The organism is uncultured Parabacteroides sp., from assembly GCF_947855115.1.
Taxonomy (GTDB): Bacteria; Bacteroidota; Bacteroidia; order Bacteroidales; family Tannerellaceae; genus Parabacteroides.
In genome coordinates this window covers 160939-178847 of sequence record NZ_CANTZW010000003.1, presented here as the reverse complement: position 1 = coordinate 178847, position 17909 = coordinate 160939, and the positions used below count along the sequence as shown (strand labels likewise).

Below are 17909 nucleotides of genomic sequence, written 5' to 3'. Positions count from 1 at the left end.
TTTGGCTATTCTCATTTGTGTATAAACCTACAAACAGTTTGAAAAAGCCAATTAATTAGAAAATCAGCCATGAAAGCAAAAGGTAGCAAATTTGGGAATGAAGCATTACAGCTCCTTCCTTGTACTATCATCCCAATTTAGCAGAAACAGCTACGCCTTTCAGCTTTGCTCGTTTCGCTAAATTGAGCAAGAGAGAACTGGACAAGTCCTGTTCTTCCATCTTGCCCTGCGGGGCAAAGCCTTTCGGTTTTAGTGTGTTACAAGAACACGCTGTAATGAAACCTGTAATAAGCATTTTCTTTTCAATGCTTATTATCGGGTACTTATCTATTCATATTTCTATAAAAAAGTAATAATCATGCCCAATTGCAGTCGAAAAACGATATTCACTACCATTTCCATAGACAAGGAAACGGTAGCTTTGGTAGAGAAGATATGCAAACGCTGTTCACTGAAAAAGAGTGAAGTTGTAAAGTTGGCGTTCAGATATATAGATAAGGCACATATCAACCTATCCGAGGCATCTGAATCCGTAAAATCGGAACTGGCGAAAATAAATACTTTTTTCTTTATGTAGGAGGATATAGAAAAGAGATTCTCTAAGAGAGTAAAAAGCATTCTTTTTTACTTGGGTGATTCAAATGTTGGAGAAATCGAAATTGAGGCCTCGAAAATTCTTTCTCTAGAGGCATTTGTCCGGTTCGTCACGTCCGGTCCATACCCAAATCTGTGAGATTAAATAAAAAAATCGCATTTCTTTAAAATAATTCAATAAAAATTTGCGTGATTAAAAATAAAGGCTTACGTTTGTGAAGTCAAGACTATGAAGAAAGAAAAACCAAAACCGTTGACAGAAAACAAAATGAACTTTATTGACCAAAGCGAAGGCTATGTAAGCTAAGATCTTTTGTACGGGACTCTTTACGGAGTCCCGTTTTTTTGTTTATTTTTTCCAAGGAAACATGTCCAATGTTTTTGAGTCTCGGAATTGTCTCAAAGTTTATGGTTTATCTTTTGAAAGCTCTATCAGAGAAACTTGTTATGGATATCTCTGAGGTTCATGTTTTCGAAATTAATCTTTCTATCAATGATATCTATATCAATATTTCATCCAAACAATATAAAAGGAAACGGTATGACAGATGAGATTCGGTGACTAATAATAGATGAATGCCTAGATTTGCATTCTCTTGTATTCAGGTGTGAGTCATATTACATTAGTATACAAAAAGCCATCCAACATTCCCTTGGATGGCTTTTCGTATGGCAATAGAATCGGAGAGATTACACTCTCTTTTCTTTGATTCTTGCTTTCTTTCCAGTAAGAGCACGCAAATAATACAATTTAGCACGACGTACTTTACCGACTTTGTTAACCGTGATGCTTTCGATAAACGGGGATTCAATCGGGAAAATTCTCTCTACACCTACGTTTTCTGACATCTTACGAACCGTGAAACGTTTTTTGTCACCGTGTCCAGAGATACGGATAACAACACCACGATACTGCTGGATACGTTCTTTGTTACCCTCTTTGATACGGTAAGCTACCGTGATCGTATCACCACTCTTGAATGAAGGATGCTCCTTCTTTGTAGCAAACGCTTCTTCTGCAATCTTAATTAAATCCATTTGTTTATAGCTTTTTAGTTGTAATTTATAATGAAACGCAATTTAACGGGCTACATTTCCCGACAGAGATTACGTAAAGCGGGTGCAAAGTAACGAAATAAATATTTGATTTGCAATACATAGATGTTTTTTTGCTTATTATTTAATCAAATCCTTTGTGTCTACCAAGGATTCAAATCATTGACATCCACCTGCTATCCCGTTCTGCCTTCTACGCTACTGCAAATATGGATAGGTTCAGCTAGACCTATATTCGTAAATCCATCCATCAGGGAGTACTTATCCTCGCCAATCTGCCATTGAAGAGCTGAATACCTCATTTAGAATATCTTGTTGTGTGAATACGGGGGCTGCGGAAAAATCTAGTAGAACTCCAAAATGTTTGTCGTTTTCCCCATATCTGTAGAGAATAGTAATTCGCTTCGCCTGGTGTGTATTGAAATGTGATTTGATAGAGAAATGCTTCTTTTTCTTTTGTATAGATGATGTTCCCATTGCTGTTGACAGGTTGGTTTTCTGAATGGAACCATGTGTGGGATATACTGGTCATAACGACTGTATGACGGGAATGTCGAACTGATTACTATTTTGGGGATAGTTCAATAATCTTCTAAGTCAAAATTCCCGTGACAGGAGGTTAGGAACAAACGAGGTAATAGAGTTGATAAATGGAATATAAGTTTCATATTCTTTAGAATTTATAAGTGTATGATGTAGATGGAATGATCGGTAAAAGTGATAACGTTCCAAAATAAAGGCTGTGGTTTACCCAAGGCTGTTCACAGATAGCTATAGGGTACATATGGTGATAGGCATTATGTATACAGATATTCCAAAATCAGAGGTATCCATTCTTTGGGAGGACGGTAAATATTGATTCCTACGGTCTAAACGATGATAAGTCGAAAGATGTACATTGTTGTGTTCCATGAAATAATCCCTGTCTCTCAACGGTAAAGTAGGGGGAGAGGTAAGGCCTGGTAGAAAATTGTGGTACAGGGAATAGACTTGATTTCCAGTCATGAAGGTCTAGTTTCTACTCATACACATTGTTGAAGATAAATTTTCGGAGGTACTTTTCTCAATATGTTCCAAACAGAATCAGAGGTAAGGATAATCAGTTCCATGACGGATATGATGTGCCGGAGTTGGGAGGTAGTCAAGGTGTGTGTGAATTCTGAGATCATTGATTCCGTTTCGGGTTGAGGTATTGGTGTACTGTAAAGAGAAATCTTTATCTCCTTCAGTTCTGTAATACTGCGAGGTCTCTTGTCCCGGTTTGGATTGATAACAGGAATAAGCTAAAGTAATAGTAAACAGTACCGAACATTTTTTAATAAAGTAGGGGTTTATATGATTTATAATTTCAGTAATTGTAATTTAGTTTGTCATATTCTTATTTTCAAATATTCAATTTTACGTTATTATAGCGATATTTTCTTATTTTTGGAAAGTAATAATGACAATGTTGTGATGAGAAAGATAGGTGTCTTGCTTTTGTGTTGTATTTTCCTTCTGCCGAGTGTAGCGCAGACTATCCCGAACTTTTATCGTTCGGTAGACCAGGAAAAGATGAATCATTGGGTTGATTCTGTGTTCGACGCTATGAGTTATGATGAACGGATTGGGCAGTTGTTTATGGTAGTAGCAAATCCAAAATCCGATAATCGGAATATGCAACGACTCATGCGTTATGTGAACGATATTAAAATCGGGGGGATCTTATTCCATAAAGGAGATCCGGTGACGCAAGCGGAAGTGATCAATCGTTTGCAAAAAGCTTCCCGGGTTCCGATGTTGGTTTCTTTGGATGGGGAGTGGGGACTTTCCATGCGATTAAGTGGAACCACTCGTTTCCCAAAAAACATGATGCTTGGTGCTATTGAGGATAATACTTTGATCGAAGAGTATGGGAAAGAGGTAGGTCGTCAATGCCGGGAGATGGGAATCCATATAAATTTTGCTCCAGATATGGACGTGAATAGTAACGTAGATAACCCTGTAATTGGTCTTCGCTCGTTTGGTGAGAACCCGGATGCCGTGGCAGAAAAGGGAATCGCTTATGCAAAAGGGTTGGAAAGTATGGGGATACTGTCTGTCTCTAAGCATTTCCCCGGACATGGAGATACCTCGGAAGACTCGCATGAGACATTGCCTGTCGTGCGTCACAATCGGGCTCGTTTGGATAGTGTGGAGCTTTTTCCTTTTAAACGTTATATATATGATGGGTTTGCCGGGATAATGACGGGGCATCTTTACGTTCCTGCTTTGGACAAAAGCCATAAACCTGCCTCTTTTTCCAAGGCAATAGTGACGGGGTTATTACAGAAAGAACTTGGTTTTCAGGGCTTGTGCTTTACGGATGCGTTGGCGATGAAGGGAGCTTCCACGAAGAAAGCAGACAATCCTTCGGTAAAAGCTTTACTTGCTGGAAATGATATTTTGCTTGCTCCGGCCGCTCCGATCAATGATTTTGCCGCCGTGAAAGAAGCTATCGAGGAAGGTGTATTGGATCTGGAAACTATTGAGGCCAAGTGCTTAAAAATATTGAGATATAAATATATTGCTGGTTTAAATACTTATAAACCAGTTGATACGAAAGGTTTATCGAAACGCTTGAACTCTCCACATGCGGCATGGATGGCGGCTAAGTTGAATTCGGAGGCTATTACTGTTCTGAAGAATGAGAATATGAGCCTTCCTCTTAAACAATTAGATAAAAAGAAGATAGCCGCACTCTCAATTGGAGATGGGGTTGGTAATGAATTCCAGAAAATGCTAGGCAAGTATGATTCTATCGCTTGTTTTAGTATTGGACGGCGTTCTACGGCTTCCCAAATCCAGCGGGTTTACAATAAGTTGCAAAAATACGATGTGATTATTTGTGGTGTACATACGATTCGTATTCCTGAGAGTTTGGCATTGAGACAGTTGGCCGAAAAGAAAGAGATGATTTATGCTTTCTTTACATTGCCTTATGCCTGTAAGGAATATAAAAAATCAATAGAGAAGGCGAAAGCTGTTGTGTTGGCTTACGAAGGTACACCATTAGCGCAGGAGTATGCGGCTCAGGTGATATTTGGTGGAATAGGGGCAAAGGGGAAACTTCCTGTTTCAATTCCGGGGTTATATTATGCGGGTACCGGTGTCTTTACGGAAAAAACTCGTTTGGGTTATCACCAGCCGGAAGAGGTTGGTGCAAATCCTGTACGTATGGACGTGATTGAGTCCATAGTGAAGGAGGGATTGGAAAAGAAGGCTTATCCAGGATGTCAAGTGTTGGTAGCGAAAGATGGTATGATTATTTATAATAAATCATTCGGCTATTTTGATTATGAAAGTAGGCAACCAGTCGCGGAGTCTTCAGTCTATGATTTGGCTTCGGCTTCGAAAGCGGCAGGAACTTTACTGGCGGTTATGAAAGCATATGATGAGAAGAAGTTCACTCTAAATGATAAAATCTCCGATTTTATACCTGAATTGAAAGAATCCAATAAAAAAGATTTGTCGATAAAAGAGTTGCTGTATCATCAATCGGGAGTGACTCCTACCATTAATTTCTATCTGGATGCTATTGATAAGGATAGTTATAAAGGGAGTTTGTATAGTACGGCGAAAAATGCTGCGCATCCGGTACGTTTTGACGCAAAAACGTATGTGCGGAATGATTTTAAATATCTTCCGCATTTGGTGTCAAATACCCGGAAACCCGGATTTACAACAGAAGTGGCCCGTGATTTCTATGTAAGCGACTCCTTTAAAGATACAATCCTGCAAGATATCAAAAAATCTCGTTTGGGTACGAGAGGAAGGTATGTGTATAGTTGCGTAAATTTCATTATGCTGAAAATAATGGTGGAAAATCTGACGAGATCTCCTATGGACCAGTTCCTTCGAGATAATTTCTATAGGGGGTTAGGGGCTTGGCATACGACTTACAATCCGTTGAAGATATTAGATACCTTGCAAATTGTTCCTACGGAACATGATGGATTTGTTCGTCGTCAATTGCTTCGCGGATATGTACATGATGAGGCCGCCGCTTTCCAAGGAGGTGTTTCTGGAAATGCCGGATTATTTTCAAATGCGAATGATTTGGCAAAAGTACTCCAATTGATGTTGAATCAAGGAACTTATGGTGGTGAGCGCTATCTTTCTTTGGAGACCAGCCGTTTGTTTACACAAAGCAAGAGTCCTACTTGTCGGAGAGGATTAGGGTTTGATAAGCCGCTTGTCGGTAATCCAAAGGCCTCGCCTTGTGGTGCTTTGGCTCCTGTCTCAGTATACGGACATACCGGGTTTACGGGAACTTGCTTTTGGGTAGACCCGGATAATCAACTCATTTATATATTTTTGAGTAACCGGGTAAATCCTAGCCGGGCGAATAATAAGTTGGGGGCGCTTGATATACGTACTCGTATACAAGATGCGATCTATAAGGCAATAGATAGGAAAAGACAAAAAGATTCGTAATTTTGTGACAGTTTTAACAGATAAAGTATTAATAAAAAAGCAAGTATATGTTATACGGACACGGAGATGATTTTTATAATGCGAAGGATGAGGTAAAGATAAACTTTAGCTCAAATGTGTGGCATGGAGCTAATTTAGATAAATTGAAAGAACATTTGATCGAACATTTTGAAAAGTTAACTCGTTATCCGGAGCCAGATGCCGCTACCTTGAAAAGGTTATTGGCCCGTCGATATGAGATTGAGGAAGAGAATATTGTAGTGACAAATGGTTCGATAACGGCTTTTTACTTGTTGGCTCAAGCGTGGCGCGGGGCGAAGTCCATGATCGCCATTCCTTCTTTCTCTGAGTATGAGGACGCTTGTCATCTGCATGAGCATGAGATCTCATTCTTCTCGACATCGGATGATTTATCGGAGTTGTCTTTAGAAGGGCAGGATTTTTGTTGGATTTGTAATCCGAATAATCCGGATGGAAAGTTGATCCATCGTACGGAACTTCTCCGTTTAATCTCTGCGAATCCGCAAACAACTTTTATTATTGATCAAGCATATGTCGCATTTACAACAGAAGACATGTTAAAGCCGAGTGACGTAAAAGTGCATAAGAACTTGATCCTTGTTCAGTCTATATCAAAGGCCTATAACATCCCCGGCTTGCGTATTGGTTATTTAGTCGCCTCTCCGGAGATCACGGAAGAAGTAAATAAATATATTATTCCTTGGTCGGTAAACGCCATCGCAATCGAAGCAAGTAAATACATCTTGATCCATCCAGCGCAGTTTACCTTGCCAATCCGTAAATGGCAACGTGAGACAGCGGATTTTATTTATCAATTGAGTAAATTAGACGGTTTGGAGGTACTTCCAACCTCGACGACCTTTTTCCTTGTTCGTCTGAAAAAAGGTACGGCCGCAGATTTAAAACAATTCCTTTTAGATAATTACGGAATCTTGATCCGTGATGCTTCTAATTTCCGGAGTCTGGATGAGACTTATTTACGCCTTTCTACCCAGAGACCTGATGAGAACCGAATCTTGCTCGAAGGGGTAAAAACTTGGTTGGAACGACAATAAATGTAAAAGGGCTATTCTATGAATAGCCCTTTTACATTTCCTTTTGAATCTAAGTAGCGTGTATTATTATTCTACTCGTTTGTTAATCACGATATGACCAAAATAGCCAAGGAGAACCAATCCCAGACCTGTAAGTAGAATACTATTTGTCATACCACCGGTAAAAAACGGTACTGCCAAAACAACCGCACCGATAATGAGTACGATCACTCCTAGATTTTTAATTAACTCATTCATGGTTATAGATATTTTATAATTATTTTCTTTTCTACCGCAAATAAAGCAATAATAACCCGATCGTGAAAATATTTTTGGAGAAAAATAATGAAACGATTGAAATTAGCTTCTATATTTGTGTTATAATAGAGTTGCGTATGGGAAGAATACTTTACATAGTTTATTTATGGCTGTTTTTTGTACCTGTATTTTTGGTGCTGACTATACTTACGGCAGTGACGGTTATTATTGGTTGTTTGTTGGGTGGAGAGAAAATCTTCGCTTATTATCCGGGTATGGTCTGGTCTCGATTGACTTGTTATTTAGCGCTTTGCCCGGTGACGGTAAAAGGACGTGAGCACATAAACCGAAGGCAATCATACGTTTTCGTTGCCAATCACCAAGGTGCGTTCGATATTTTCTTGATATATGGCTTCTTGGGGGTTCCGATTAAATGGGTGATGAAAGCAGGTATCGCTAAAATTCCATTTGTAGGGGCCGCTTGTCGTGCGGCAGGTTTTATCTTTGTCGATAATTCTACGCCGAAGGCTGCTGCTCGCAGTGTTTTAGAGGCAGAGCGTTGTCTCCGGAACGGGGCTTCCGTGGTTGTCTTTCCGGAAGGTTCGCGCACATATACCGGGAGAATGATTCGTTTTAAAAAAGGGGCTTATCAAATGGCGCTAGATCAGCATTTACCTATTATCCCAATCACTTTAAACGGGCCGTTTGATGTCTTGCCGATCGGTTCCTTGAATGTTCATCGCCATCGGATGGAAATGGTGATCCATCCGGCAGTTTCTACCGAGAATATAGACACTTCCCACAAAGGGCTTCAAGCGTTCGCTGATCAGACTCAGGAAGTCATTGCTTCTGCCTTGTGGGAAGAGTATAAATAATTAGGGGTATGTTATTTCCAGTTTTTCAAGATGCCGTGTTTCGCTACTTTCAGGCTGAATCCGAAATTATCGCCAAACATGGAGCCTGCGTCTGCGGCTAATGATCCCGTAAATTCCCATCCCGATAAACGAGGATGTTGATAGGTGATATCCAAAAGTCCGGAAGCCCCTCTTTTCTTGTTCAGAAAAGGAGTGGCGTGTCTGCCCCAACTGTTCATCACGGTTACTAATACCCGATAGGATACTTGCGGAGAGATTGCACCTTCCGCACCGAAATGCCAGTCACGAACACGGTTGTTCTTGAATCCTAATGAACCGTCCTCGTTATATTCTGGGCTTGGGATCAAGGGAGATCCTATCGCTCGATTAAAATAGGAGGCTCCGGTGGTATATTCCCCGTTATTATAATAGTCGTCACCGCCGCCACCTACGCCGGGATGCAAGTCGTGGTCAAAATCAATGAAGTGAAACTGTCCGCTTTGGTCTCTTGTAACCAGATATTCCACGACAACCTTACGTAACCATGGAAATTTTGGCAAATCCAACTGTCCTCCCCATAATCCATCAGTATTGTTTACGAATATCATGCCGGATTTATCCTCGAAGAAATGTTGGTAGTAGGCAGATACTTGCCAGTTGGGTTGCGTAAAAGATAATTTGAAATCGTAAGAGCCGTAATGGTTACCCAGTACGTTAATCTGGTCGGAGACTGTAGCATTGTCGCCTCCTTCACTACCACAAATAACCCGGATAAGATCCTTGAAAGACTGAGGTTGCTTTCCTATTTTAGGATTGGTTGAAGTCCCTCCCCATTGTGCCCAATGTTGCACACCGATTACTCCGGATAACGGAAAATCATTACGTGTATCTTTGATCTGCACAAATAATGATTTATGGTGCCATAAAACGTTATCTACATAAGTTTGTTTATTGTTCGTGAAATTAGCCAGATAATCCTTATCGAAAGAACGGCCGATAGCGAAATCTCCTTTTACTTGCATCCAGCCTTTCGTTAGGGGTACGATGGTAAATTCCGGAATACTGATATTCACTTCCGGAATCGGGCGTGCGTTGGCAGAGTGTACGATATCACCTGAACTAAGCCAGCGGTCCCACAGTGAATTATAGCGCTCCTTACTTCCAACACTCAATAGCAAGCATTTGTAACCAAGCTCGGCATATATTTGTTGAATAAAGAAGTTGTGATGACGAGGTACTGCGGCTACTACATCTAATCCGGCTCCCCAACGAAAACCTTTACCAAGAGTTTGATTATGGAATACTCCCGCATTCAAATATCCATTATTCGCATCCAGAGGGACAATCCCGTATCGATTGCTAACCATCCAAAAAGGAGTCTTGTCGCCGCTAGCTACTGATCCGAATATTTCGGCTTTATAGGTGGTTGCTTCTGGAGTTTTTTCATCTTCTTGAGCGAAACTAACCGTTGCCATCCCCAGAAAAAACAGGCCTATAAAAATTGATCGCATTGATTTCATGTATGATAAATATTTTGTATGGTCGCAAAGGTAAGAAAATTAGTTGATAATTGATTGTTGGCAATATATTGTTGTTTTTTACTGATCAATCATCAACTTGTTTAGCCATTTGAATATTGTTTGATAAATATTGTCCCGATAAGGCTTTTGAGACAGGATTAAGTCGTGGATACCGTTTGGAATAGTATCTCTTGTGACTTTAGTTCCTAGTTTCTCCCCATATTTTTGAATGTCTTGAATATTCAAGACGATGTCAGAGGTCATGTACTCCTTATGCCATGTCTCTGTTTCCGGAAAAGACTTGCTGGAAGACATTACTAATATCGGGCAATCCAACTTTAACCCTTCCTGTATGGTCTGCTGTGCTTCTTGTATGGCATTGATCCATCCAGCTTTTTTCGGATGTCCGAATATCATTTTCCAGTTCGTGTTGAATTCCCATTCTCCTTTATATTGTTTGAGCAAGCTATAAGCATAATTCGGATTCCCCAAACCTTGAACGGTTAGATTTGGAAATAGTTTCCCGATAAACGCTACGGCTGGTAGTATTACTTTCTCCATGAACCACCCGAAATTCCAATCTAGGAAAGGGCTGTTTAATATAAGACCGTCTACTGGTAATTCTCCTTCTTTACTATTTAAATAATAAGGTGTGATCAATCCACCTGTAGAATGAGCCATTAGTAATATCCGCTCGTTGCCTTCAGAGCGGATAGTGGCCAAGGCGGTATCGATATCAGCGAAATATTCTTTTAAACTCTTACAAAAAAATGGGGTTTGGTTGGGTAACATCGAACGTCCGTATTTCCGTAAATCCATCGCGTAGAAATTATACCCATGTGCATTGACACTATCGCCTAATTGTTTTTGAAAAAAATAATCGTTATAGCCATGGATATATAAAACAGCCTGTTTAACATAATCTTGTTGAGACTTTTTTACCAACGTACAAACAACTTTTCCTTCATAATCGTCAGGCATTTGGAAAGTACGGCGTAAGTAGCCGTCTCCTAATATGTCGGGAACGTATTGGGCGTATGCCGTGAGTACGAAGAGGCAAAGAAATGTGATAATATTTATTTTTCGTTGTGACATGATAATTAATGTAATAATGTTGTCTCTGGTATAACTGTGGGTACTAAGATAAGGTTTACGGATTAGAAATTCCAAAAAATCTGATAGAATAAATTTTATAGAGGAAACTAGGTCTCTTTCAGCTCTTCTGATTAAAGCCATAAGCGAAAGGTTTTACCCAAACCTATTGATAAAAATTGTAGAATAAGTATGAAAAATGAATGGATAGATATATATAATGCTTTTTATATGCAAAAATCCTCATATAAAAACCTTTGCTGATTTTTAAACTTGATGATAAATATTTTTCTTTGTTGAAAAATAGAAGAGTGTATGGGAAGAGAAATAACGGTTATAATCGTAGATGACGATTTAAAGTCAATCCAAAAATTACAAGATGATTTGTCTGCTTTCCCGGGTATAAAGATATTGGAAAGTGCCGTGACTGCGGAGTTAGGAAAGAAACTGATCATTAAGTATAAACCGGATTTAGTATTCTTAGATGTAGAGTTACCGGATATGTCAGGATTTGAATTATTGAATGATATACGGGAAGATGTTCATCCTGACTTACGTGTTATTTTTTTTACAGCCTATGATAAGTATGTATTGGATGCCTTGCGTGCCTCGGCATTTGATTATTTGTTAAAACCTTATACTCTTGAGGAATTGGCTACCATGATAAAACGTTTTCATACTGTTGAGCCTAAAAATATACTCAGTATGGAAAAATCTTTGCGAAAGATACTAAATAAGGATAATAGAATTGCCATCCAGACAGTTTCCGGTTTATTATTGGTTCGTCGTGAGGAGATCTTCATCTTCCAATTCCTGAAGGACTTACGTTGTTGGCAAATCGTATTGACCTCTCGCAAAACCCATAAGTTAAAAATGAGTACTACGGCAAAAGAATTGCTATCAATTAATAATATATTCTCACAAATTAGTCAAGATTGTATCGTAAATCTTAGTTATTTGATGTTTATTGAGAATAAGACATTACGGTGTGTTTTTTATCCTCCTTTTGAAGATGTGGCTAAGTTTGCCTCGCATAGGTATTTCAAGCAATTAAGAGAAAAGCTGGATATTATCTGAGTCTCACTCCATAGGATCTTGAATTAAAATGATATATTTGTCCGGTTGTTTGTAATTAACTAAATTATAATAACAGGAGAAATGGAAAAACAATCTTTTATCGCCACGATAAAGCGTTATTATCCTTGGATCAACAGTATGGAGAAGGCGGCTTTTCATATACATGACAATGTAAATCAGAAATATGATGATGTGTTACCTTATGGATTTCATTTGAAAATGACTGCGTCGTATGTCTCTCGCTACGGATATCTAGTGTCTGATACAGAAGGTGACGTGTTGGTTTTGTATGCGTCTGCTTATCTACACGATACGATAGAGGATGCTAGGATGACTTATAACGATATCGTGAAATTTCTGAGAGAGTTTAGAGGGGAGGATTTTGTCTTGCCGGAAGCTGTAAGGCTGCAATTAGAACAACAGGTTCCTGAAATCGTATATGCCTTAACTAATGAAAAGGGAAGAAACCGGAAAGAACGAGCAAATAATCTGTATTATAAGGGAATACGAGATACGAGATTTGCTTCGTTCATAAAAATGTGCGATCGGCTGGCGAATATCCAATATACAATAATGTTTGTCTTTGCGAATCGAATGTTAGATGTTTACCGTAAAGAATATCCAGAATTTATTCAACTAATCAGTGAAGGCTCAGTTACACAGATACCAGATGCCATGAAGAAGGAAGCAGAACGTTTGTTGAATAGCGAATCATATATTATATAGTCTTCCCGGATGCCTTTTTTTCAGAAATCCATACGGAATGATGAAGATCTGCTTACCTCGTTGAGGGCGGGAAGTGAGGATGCGTTTACTGTCATTTATGAACGGTATCATAAATTATTGTATGTATTGGCCTATAAATATTTGAAAAGTACATATTCCTCGGAAGATGCGGTACAACAGGTTTTTCTAAAATTGTGGGAGACACGTTCCCTGCTGATGGTGAATGTGAATTTAAGGAATTATCTCTATACGATGCTAAAAAATCACGTCTTAAATGAGATCAGGAATAATAACAGTGCTGTAGAAAAGAACTATGAGATCGTACAATCAACGCCAGAGTATGAGGATGAGCTGCTTGTCAAGATTGAAGAACAGGATATGATGTCTCATTTTTACCAAGAGATTGATCATTTGCCGGAGCAAAAACGGCAAGTTTGTCTGTATAAATTGAAAGGGAACCTATCTAATCAAGAAATTGCTGATAAGATGAATATTTCAGTTCCTACGGTAAAAACACATTATGCTCAAGCTATAAAAATACTACGGACACGTTTCGAGAGACTATTTTTATTTCTTTTATATTTGTGGAACTCATCCTATTGATGGCTTTATGTGTCAATTGATAAAAGGAAATTAATATGAAAATACCCGATCTGTCGATCATAGAGAAAACGCTGAATAATGAGGCTACGCCTGAAGAATCTTGCGAAGTTGTTCGTTGGTTTAAGACTCCGGAAGGACAGGCATGGCTTGCGGAACGCATTGATTTGGATGAGAAGGCGATTAATGTGGGAGAGGAGGAGGAATGGATTGACCATCCGATACCCTCAGCCGTAATGTATCAGGACATTATGCGCCAACTTCGCCGTCAAAAGATACGCCGTTTTGTTGCGTATGCGGCTGCGGTCTTGATTCCGATAGTTTTAATTATCAGCCTTTTCGTGCGTATCAACTCACAAGTAGACTTATTGGCAGATGATGGGTACGATGAGGTGTATGTGCCTAATGGGGAACGTATGCAGGTACTTTTTCAAGATGGAAGCAAGGTCCATTTAAATTCAGGAAGCCGTATTCGTTATCCGAAAAAATTCGGACTTTCTGAGCGTAAGGTTTATTTGGAGGGAGAGGCTTGGTTTGAGGTCGCTAAAAATAAGAACAGACCTTTTATCGTGGATCTTTCTTATATGGATATAAAAGTATTGGGTACGACCTTCGATGTAAAAGCTTATCCAGAGGAAGAAGCCATATTTGTAGCCTTAGAAACTGGATCTATAGAGCTGGAATCAAGATCTTTCAGGTCTTACCAATTACGCCCGGGAGAAAAAGCTGTTTATAACAAGACTTCCGGACGTTGTGAGGTACTTCGTTCTCATGATGTCAAGATTTATTCGGCTTGGAGACGTAATGTCCTCGTATTTAAGAGCGCTCCTTTGTCGGATGTGATGAAAACTTTGGCTCGAACTTATAATATATCCTTTGACGTGAAGGACTCAACAGCTTTACGATATACTTATACAATAACGACTGATAGTGTCAACTTGACCACGGTATTAAAGGAATTGGAAAAAATCACACCTGTACTATTCGAAGAAAAAGAAGGTAAGATAGAGGTCCGGATGAAAAAATAAAAAATACCGACAACGACTCATCCTTTTCATTTAGTCGTGTGTCTATTTTATAGGAGAACAGGAAAACGAGTGTTAACCTTAAAATAGATATGCGTATGGATTCTTCATAATATGGAAATATAAAAAAACAGCCGAAAAGCTCCTACACTTTTCGGCTGTCGGTCGTATTAAAAATAAATTTCTAATACCAAATAATATAAATCATTACAAATATATGAAAGAAAAACAAGAAAGCCCTCGGCGTAGGTGCCTTTTAATATTAATTGAGAAAATACCGAATGCCATGAAGTTAACCTTTCTATTTTTAGTCATATCATTACTGAGTTTCACGGCTACTGCCTCGGCTCAACGGGTATCTATTGTATTGAACAATGCGAAAGTAGAGAAAATTCTAGCTACTATCACTAAACAAACCGGGTTGAGTGTTGCGTATAGCAAGCAAATCGTGGATCTAAATCGGAGAGTAAGTGTTAATTTTACGAATGCTGAATTGACAAAAGTCTTGGATAAGATTACGGAGGGAACATCATTAAGTTATGAGGTTAAAAATGGAAAGATCTATTTATTTGAAAAACCTTTAACAAATACGATTACTCAGCAGGCACGGAAAATAACGGGGATTGTCGTTGATTCGAAAGGAGAACCTATCATCGGTGCTAATGTCGTTGAGAAAGGTACTACAAATGGTACGATAACGGATTTTGACGGTAAATTTATTCTGGAAGTATCAGATAACGCTACGCTTCAATTCTCTTATATTGGCTTTATGCCAACAACTGCTACTACTACGGGACAGACCTCGCTAACTGTACGGTTAAAAGAAGATACACAGGCATTAGAGGAGGTCGTGGTTGTCGGTTATGGAACCCAGAAGAAAGTGAATTTGACAGGTTCTGTATCTTCTGTTAAATTTGATGAAGAATTGGCGAATCGTCCGATTACGGATGCGTCGCAAGCGCTTTCCGGAAAAGTTTCCGGTGTATGGATCAGTCAGAATTCTGGTAAGCCAGGAGATGATGGGGCCCAATTGAGAATTCGTGGCTGGGGTACACTGAACAACTCAGACCCATTGGTGATTATTGACGGAGTGGAAGGTGTATTCAGTCAAGTTAATCCAAGTGATATAGAGAGTATCACAGTTTTGAAAGATGCGGCAAGCGCGGCCATTTACGGATCAAAAGCTGCTAATGGGGTCGTTTTGGTTACAACCAAGATGGGGAAAAATAATGAGAAAACTCAAGTGGAGTTAAACTCTTATGTTGGAATGCAGCAGATCGGACGTCATTTTGATTTAGTGACCAATAGCGCAGAGCATATGACTATGGCTAATCAAGCTTTAGTAAATGGAGGAGAAAATCCTCTTTTCTCGGAAACATTGATCTCTAATTTTGCTAACGGAACAGATCCTTATAAATATCCAAATACGGATTGGTATGATTCTCTTTATCGGAACGCATTAATAACGGGACATAATTTATCGATTCGTGGAGGTTCAGAGAAACTATCTTCTTTCTTATCGTTGAATTATTTGAATCAAGAAGGTATTTTGATGAATTCCAAAGCCGAGAGATTTGGAATTCGGGCAAATGTGGAATATAAAGTGAATTCTTGGTTGAAAGTTGGCGCTCGTTTAAATTATACTCGTAGGAATTCTCAAGAGCCTTTTGATTTGGCTCGTGTGTTCGAGCAACAGTCTGGTGCGGCTCCTTTCATCGCCCCGTATACTCGAGATGGTCGTTTTGGTTCAGTCGAGGCTATCAAAGACGATGGAACTTTATTATATACGACCTATCAACCTGTTATCGACGCATCGAACGGAGCGACGAAAACATCTAATGACTATATGGCAGTTAACGCTTTTGCGACCGTGGATTTCACGAAAGATCTGAACTTACAAGTGACATGGGCTTCTAATGGCAATTGGAAAATGGTCGATAAATATAATGAGAGCCTTTATGGATATACAGACTCTGGTATAGAGACTATACCGAAAAATTATAATAGGGATGGTATTGTATTGAGTAGAGAACAGGTATCGACGATGCGTAATAATTTCCAAGCGACGTTAAATTATAGTAAGAGATTTGCGGATAAGCATTATGTTGCCGCTATCCTAGGTAGCCAATTGGAAAATTATAGTATAAAGAATGTATTTGCCAGAAGAACAAATCCTCCGAAAGAAGGATTGACCCAAGTTGATGCAGGAACGGAAGGTATCAAAGGTGAAGGTAATATGGAAGGCCTACGTATGGCATCTTATTTTGGCCGGTTGAATTATGCCTTTGCGGATAAATATTTATTTGAGATGAATCTTCGTGCGGATGCTTCATCTCGTTTTAAAAGAGGAAATCGTTGGGGTGTTTTTCCTGGTTTCTCCGCCGGATGGCGTTTAAGTGAAGAGGCATTTATTAAAAATCTAAATGTGTTCTCTAATTTAAAATTACGTGCGTCTTGGGGACAATTGGGAAATCAAACTATCGAAGGATATTGGCCTTATTTAACCGTTATCACTCAAGATTATGATTTAAGTTATAATTATGGTGGCTCATTGGCTCCAGGTGCTGCTGTAACCGCCTTAGTGGATGAGGATACCACTTGGGAGACTACTTCTTCCTTGGATATTGGCGTGGATTTGGGTTTCTTGGGTAATAAGTTGAATATAGAGGCTGATTACTTCAATAAAAAGACGACTGATATTATCGTTCAATTACCAATACCAAACGTGTTGGGAGATAAGACTGCGCCATTTGAGAATGTTGGTGAAATGAAAAACAATGGTTTTGAGTTAGTTGTGAATTATGATAATCTTGAGACAAGCAGAGACCGCTTGGGGTTTAATGTAGGATTGAACTTTACTTATATTGATAATAAGGTGACGAAATTTCAGGGGGGTAATTCTCCGGACCAGCTTTATTTGATCCGTGAAAGATATCCGTATAAAGCTTTGTATGGTTATAAAGCAGTTGGTATTTATCAATCGGATGAAGAGGCTGCTCAACATATGCATAGTAACGGATTGAAACCGGAAATGGGAAATCTGAAATACGAGGATGTTAATAACGATGGAAAATTAGATTATCAAGACAAACAAGTTCTTGGCAATACAATCCCTAAAATTACATACGGTATCACAGCCGGATTGCGTTATAAGGGATTTGACTTAAATCTTTTATTCCAAGGTTTGGGACAGGCGAATGCGTTTACCAAGAGTGGTATGACCCGTATGCAATATGAATGGTTGACCATTTCGGAAAAGTGGCGGGATGCGTGGAGCCCAGAGAATCCTGACTCGAATATACCGATGCTCCGGTTTGACTCTTCATGGGATACATACGATTCCTCGTTTTGGGTACATCGGATTGATTTCTTGAAATTGAAAAACTTACAATTAGGTTATGCGTTCCCGGAATGGATTACCTCAAAGTTGAAAGTGCAACGATTGTATGTATATGCGAATGCCCAGAATTTATTTACGATTATGTGGAAAAAAGGATACGAAGGATATGACCCAGAGAGAAATACTTTTGATGAGGGTACGGGTTATTACCCAACTCCGAGAATATTTACATTTGGTATAAATCTTAATTTCTAAAA

General features: G+C 39.1%; 13 protein-coding genes and 1 pseudogene. 9 read left to right on the top strand and 5 right to left on the bottom strand.

The window, feature by feature from the left end; genetic code table 11:
- Positions 1 to 358: 358 nt before the first annotated feature.
- Positions 359 to 559 (top strand): annotated as a pseudogene (locus Q0110_RS04045) (clindamycin resistance transfer factor BtgA); the annotation flags it as partial.
- Positions 560 to 1284: 725 nt separating this feature from the next.
- Here the strand turns inward: Q0110_RS04045 and rplS are convergent.
- Both rplS and Q0110_RS04035 read right to left on the bottom strand, forming a co-directional pair.
- A complete protein-coding gene (rplS, locus tag Q0110_RS04040) occupies positions 1285 to 1632 on the bottom strand; it encodes a 50S ribosomal protein L19 (protein ID WP_008773739.1) in 348 nt (115 codons plus the stop codon).
- A 194-nt stretch (positions 1633 to 1826) separates the two neighbouring features.
- Positions 1827 to 1952 (bottom strand): hypothetical protein, encoded by a 126-nt coding sequence (locus tag Q0110_RS04035; protein ID WP_297902927.1) that lies wholly within the window; start codon positions 1950 to 1952, stop codon positions 1827 to 1829.
- 1153 nt (positions 1953 to 3105) lie between these two features.
- Between Q0110_RS04035 and Q0110_RS04030 the strand changes: the two genes are divergently transcribed.
- Both Q0110_RS04030 and Q0110_RS04025 read left to right on the top strand, forming a co-directional pair.
- Positions 3106 to 6105, top strand: coding sequence for a glycoside hydrolase family 3 N-terminal domain-containing protein (locus Q0110_RS04030; RefSeq protein WP_297902924.1), 3000 nt, complete (start codon positions 3106 to 3108; stop codon positions 6103 to 6105).
- 47 nt (positions 6106 to 6152) lie between these two features.
- Positions 6153 to 7181, top strand: a complete 1029-nt coding sequence (locus Q0110_RS04025; protein WP_297902921.1) for an aminotransferase class I/II-fold pyridoxal phosphate-dependent enzyme — start codon at positions 6153 to 6155, stop codon at positions 7179 to 7181.
- A gap of 66 nt (positions 7182 to 7247) precedes the next feature.
- Here the strand turns inward: Q0110_RS04025 and Q0110_RS04020 are convergent, their stop codons facing one another.
- Entirely contained in the window at positions 7248 to 7418 is a 171-nt protein-coding gene (locus Q0110_RS04020; protein WP_297902917.1) for a hypothetical protein, read from the bottom strand.
- 137 nt (positions 7419 to 7555) lie between these two features.
- On the opposite strand from Q0110_RS04020, the gene Q0110_RS04015 reads away from it, so the two are divergent.
- Complete coding sequence (locus Q0110_RS04015; RefSeq protein ID WP_297902914.1) at positions 7556 to 8293, top strand: lysophospholipid acyltransferase family protein; 738 nt, start codon at positions 7556 to 7558, stop codon at positions 8291 to 8293.
- Positions 8294 to 8304: 11 nt separating this feature from the next.
- Here the strand turns inward: Q0110_RS04015 and Q0110_RS04010 are convergent, their stop codons facing one another.
- Complete coding sequence (locus tag Q0110_RS04010) at positions 8305 to 9792, bottom strand: capsule assembly Wzi family protein (protein ID WP_366139641.1); 1488 nt, start codon at positions 9790 to 9792, stop codon at positions 8305 to 8307.
- Positions 9793 to 9870: 78 nt separating this feature from the next.
- Positions 9871 to 10887: an alpha/beta hydrolase gene (locus tag Q0110_RS04005; protein ID WP_297902902.1), complete on the bottom strand. Its 1017-nt coding sequence runs from the start codon at positions 10885 to 10887 to the stop codon at positions 9871 to 9873.
- Between the two features lie 312 nt (positions 10888 to 11199).
- Here Q0110_RS04005 and Q0110_RS04000 point away from each other — a divergent pair, with 312 nt between their 5' ends.
- The 5 genes from Q0110_RS04000 (at position 11200) to Q0110_RS03980 (ending at position 17907) form a co-directional block, all read left to right on the top strand.
- Positions 11200 to 11961, top strand: coding sequence for a response regulator transcription factor (locus tag Q0110_RS04000; RefSeq protein ID WP_297902899.1), 762 nt, complete (start codon positions 11200 to 11202; stop codon positions 11959 to 11961).
- An 81-nt stretch (positions 11962 to 12042) separates the two neighbouring features.
- Positions 12043 to 12687, top strand: a complete 645-nt coding sequence (locus Q0110_RS03995; protein WP_297902896.1) for an HD domain-containing protein — start codon at positions 12043 to 12045, stop codon at positions 12685 to 12687.
- A 9-nt stretch (positions 12688 to 12696) separates the two neighbouring features.
- The gene (locus Q0110_RS03990; protein WP_297902893.1) at positions 12697 to 13290 is read left to right on the top strand and encodes an RNA polymerase sigma-70 factor; all 594 of its coding nucleotides are present in this window, start codon (positions 12697 to 12699) and stop codon (positions 13288 to 13290) included.
- 35 nt (positions 13291 to 13325) lie between these two features.
- The gene (locus Q0110_RS03985; protein WP_297902890.1) at positions 13326 to 14315 is read left to right on the top strand and encodes a FecR family protein; all 990 of its coding nucleotides are present in this window, start codon (positions 13326 to 13328) and stop codon (positions 14313 to 14315) included.
- 214 nt (positions 14316 to 14529) lie between these two features.
- Complete coding sequence (locus Q0110_RS03980) at positions 14530 to 17907, top strand: TonB-dependent receptor (RefSeq protein WP_366139640.1); 3378 nt, start codon at positions 14530 to 14532, stop codon at positions 17905 to 17907.
- The last annotated feature ends 2 nt before the right edge of the window (positions 17908 to 17909 follow it).

Coding starts and splice junctions, on each gene's coding strand:
- rplS (WP_008773739.1), bottom strand. CDS start 1,632: ATGGATTTAATTAAGATTGCAGAAGAAGCGTTTGCTACAAAGAAGGAG.
- Q0110_RS04035 (WP_297902927.1), bottom strand. CDS start 1,952: ATGAGGTATTCAGCTCTTCAATGGCAGATTGGCGAGGATAAGTACTCC.
- Q0110_RS04030 (WP_297902924.1), top strand. CDS start 3,106: ATGAGAAAGATAGGTGTCTTGCTTTTGTGTTGTATTTTCCTTCTGCCG.
- Q0110_RS04025 (WP_297902921.1), top strand. CDS start 6,153: ATGTTATACGGACACGGAGATGATTTTTATAATGCGAAGGATGAGGTA.
- Q0110_RS04020 (WP_297902917.1), bottom strand. CDS start 7,418: ATGAATGAGTTAATTAAAAATCTAGGAGTGATCGTACTCATTATCGGT.
- Q0110_RS04015 (WP_297902914.1), top strand. CDS start 7,556: ATGGGAAGAATACTTTACATAGTTTATTTATGGCTGTTTTTTGTACCT.
- Q0110_RS04010 (WP_366139641.1), bottom strand. CDS start 9,792: ATGAAATCAATGCGATCAATTTTTATAGGCCTGTTTTTTCTGGGGATG.
- Q0110_RS04005 (WP_297902902.1), bottom strand. CDS start 10,887: ATGTCACAACGAAAAATAAATATTATCACATTTCTTTGCCTCTTCGTA.
- Q0110_RS04000 (WP_297902899.1), top strand. CDS start 11,200: ATGGGAAGAGAAATAACGGTTATAATCGTAGATGACGATTTAAAGTCA.
- Q0110_RS03995 (WP_297902896.1), top strand. CDS start 12,043: ATGGAAAAACAATCTTTTATCGCCACGATAAAGCGTTATTATCCTTGG.
- Q0110_RS03990 (WP_297902893.1), top strand. CDS start 12,697: ATGCCTTTTTTTCAGAAATCCATACGGAATGATGAAGATCTGCTTACC.
- Q0110_RS03985 (WP_297902890.1), top strand. CDS start 13,326: ATGAAAATACCCGATCTGTCGATCATAGAGAAAACGCTGAATAATGAG.
- Q0110_RS03980 (WP_366139640.1), top strand. CDS start 14,530: ATGAAAGAAAAACAAGAAAGCCCTCGGCGTAGGTGCCTTTTAATATTA.